Origin of the sequence: Tuberibacillus calidus DSM 17572 (assembly GCF_000430685.1) — a bacterium.
GTDB classification, from domain to species: domain Bacteria; phylum Bacillota; class Bacilli; order Bacillales; family Sporolactobacillaceae; genus Tuberibacillus; species Tuberibacillus calidus.
Genome location: NZ_AUMM01000084.1, coordinates 1 through 2,605 on the forward strand (window position 1 = coordinate 1; position 2,605 = coordinate 2,605).

Below are 2,605 nucleotides of genomic sequence, written 5' to 3' on the forward strand. Positions count from 1 at the left end.
GGAAAATAACACCTGAAAAAGGTTCCGACCATCAAAAAGCGATAATCGGAACCTTTTTTACGTTATTTTGGGCTAGTTATGTCCCGGCCCCTTTTCTTACGTTTCCAGCTTTTATATCTTTTATTTCAACTGAAATTCATAACTCCCCCATAAAAGGGTGACGATATGATAAAACATGTCATCCCGCGGCAATCGCCCATTGGTTAAAATACCGACCGTTCCTTCGGCTTTTCTGACGTCTTTTTTCGCGGCATAACGGTCAATGACATCGCCGAGTTCCAAACCAGACAAAATGCCGTCACGGAGCGCCTCTGGCAGTTTGATGCGTGCACCGGCTGCTGTAATGGTACAGCCATTGCGATCTGAGAGTGCCCCCCAGTTGCATAAGTACATTTCGCCGTCAATGTCCATGACACCGCCTTCTAAGCCAATACCAATCTCAGCCTGCGACTCGCGCAGAACGGCTAATGACCGATTAACAGCCCCTTGTCGCGTTTCTCGATCACTTTGCGGCATGGCAGAGACACCTGAGGGGACGTCGACGGAGATTACCGCCGATCCCAGCGGCTCAAACAGACGCTTTACAGCCTTTAATTTGGCTGGGTTTTTTGATCCAACTCCAATGGTATACAACACATTACCCATCCTTTAATCAGGCATTGTTTTTAATCGTTTCAACGGTCGTTTTGTCCAAAGCTCGTACAAGAGCCACAAGTAGCGCTTTGGCTGCGGCATAATCATCGACATGGATGATGGAAGAAGAAGTATGAATATAACGAGAGCATATGCCGATGACCGCAGAAGGCACCCCATTATGGCTTAAATGCACGCGGCCAGCATCCGTGCCACCCATAGAAACGAAGTATTGATAAGGAATGTTGTTGGTTTCGGCGGTATCGAGCAAGAATTCCCTCATCCCTTGGTGGGTGATATAAGAACGGTCAAAAATGCGCAGCAAAGTCCCTTTTCCCAAATGACCGAATTCATTTTTGTCGCCTGCCATGTCATTGGCGGGCGAGGCGTCAAGCGCAAAGAAAATATCCGGTTGAATCATGTGAGAGGCGGTTTGGGCACCGCGCAACCCTACTTCTTCTTGAACATGAGCGCCTGAGTAAAGGTTGTTCGGAAGGCTGTCGTTTTGCACTTCCTTCAATAATTCAATGGCAAGTCCGCATCCATAACGGTTATCCCAAGCCTTTGCGAGAATTTTTTTGTTATTGGCCATCGGCGTAAACGGACAGACGGGAACGACCGGCAAGCCCGGGCGAATGCCGATCCGCTTTGCGTCTTCTTTGTCGTCAGCACCAATATCAATCAACATATTTTTGATTTCCATCGGTTTTTTTCTCTGTTCATCACTTAACAAATGCGGCGGAATCGAGCTGATGACGCCAGGCACCGGGCCATTCGGTGTAATGACTTGGACCCTTTGTGCCAGTAGCACTTGATTCCACCACCCGCCGAGCGGTTGAAAGCGGAGCAATCCTTGGTCGGTAATTTGCGTGACCATAAAACCGACCTCATCCATATGTCCCGCAACCATGACTCTAGGACCATCATCCGGTCCTTTTTTCACACCAAACACACTGCCAAGGTTGTCCTCAATCACTTCGTCAGAGTATTTAGATAATTGCGTTTTCATAAACGCCCTGACTTCGTTTTCAAATCCAGGGGCTCCGGGTAACTCTGTCAGCGTTTTAAAAAGCGCAAGCGTTTCTTCATTCATATCACGGACATCCCTTTCGTATGTATCATCGTATATAGTTTAACGAATCGAACGACCTTTTTCCATCTAAAAAACTGAAATATTTCTTCATTTCGGTGCCACTATGTCCGTTCACCCGCGCCTGACCAACCTTAAACCATTTACCGTTAAGGAGAATATGGCTACGGCTGTCATAGGCATTTCAAGAAACAAAAATTTTATCGTTCCTTAAAGGATATAATGATGAGAGGGTTCTCGTCTTTTTGAACGCAGGCACTACAGTCCGTTATAATAGTTATAACTACTCGAAAGGGTGATGCCAAATGAAAACGACCCGGACCGCGATCCTTGCGTTTGCCCTTGGTACCGCCGTTGGTTTCTCCTTAACCAAAGCCTTTTCAAAACATCGTCTCCTCCGCTCGGACGAAGTGTTGACTAAGGTAAAAAGCCAAATAAAAAACGCCTTTGCCATTGACGGCGCGTGGATTTATTCAGAGCCCGAACAAAGGAAAAACGGCATGTTGACACAGACCGTCTATCGCGGCGGTGTAACGGAAAATCAAGACGGGGAAGCTGTTCATTATGACTTTGTCGCCGATGCCCAGACCGGGACGCTTTTATCTTTCACCCCACAGTAAAACAGGCCCACCCCAGTCCGGCGAGTGATCCTTTGCAGCAATCCACAATAAAAAACAAGCAGACACCCTAATAAATGGAAAAATGAAGGTGGGGCTGTAAAAAACTGGAGCATATGCGCAATTTCAGGTCGATCGGCTGCCAAAACTGAGCAAAAACCTGATTTATGCCACTAGGTTTGCAAATAGCTGGAATATAATTACATTTATGTGGAATGGCTCAAATCAATCTTGGCGATTTTTTAAAATACCATAATGATAAAAA

General features: G+C 46.4%; 3 protein-coding genes. 1 reads left to right on the plus strand and 2 read right to left on the minus strand.

Translation table 11 applies throughout. From position 1 onward, the window contains the following. Positions 1-120 precede the first annotated feature (120 nt). Positions 121-645 (minus strand): DUF84 family protein, encoded by a 525-nt coding sequence (locus H532_RS0113955; RefSeq protein ID WP_038112608.1) that lies wholly within the window; start codon positions 643-645, stop codon positions 121-123. Between the two features lie 7 nt (positions 646-652). Continuing rightward, the gene (locus H532_RS0113960) at positions 653-1,726 is read right to left on the minus strand and encodes a M42 family metallopeptidase (protein WP_027725972.1); all 1,074 of its coding nucleotides are present in this window, start codon (positions 1,724-1,726) and stop codon (positions 653-655) included. A gap of 302 nt (positions 1,727-2,028) precedes the next feature. On the opposite strand from H532_RS0113960, the gene H532_RS0113965 reads away from it, so the two are divergent. Beyond that, positions 2,029-2,343 (plus strand): hypothetical protein, encoded by a 315-nt coding sequence (locus H532_RS0113965; protein ID WP_051263357.1) that lies wholly within the window; start codon positions 2,029-2,031, stop codon positions 2,341-2,343. Positions 2,344-2,605: the final 262 nt, after the last annotated feature.

Excerpts from the sequence above, each read along its gene's own strand:
- H532_RS0113955 (WP_038112608.1), bottom strand. The coding sequence starts at position 645 with ATGGGTAATGTGTTGTATACCATTGGAGTTGGATCAAAAAACCCAGCC.
- H532_RS0113960 (WP_027725972.1), bottom strand. The coding sequence starts at position 1,726 with ATGAATGAAGAAACGCTTGCGCTTTTTAAAACGCTGACAGAGTTACCC.
- H532_RS0113965 (WP_051263357.1), top strand. The coding sequence starts at position 2,029 with ATGAAAACGACCCGGACCGCGATCCTTGCGTTTGCCCTTGGTACCGCC.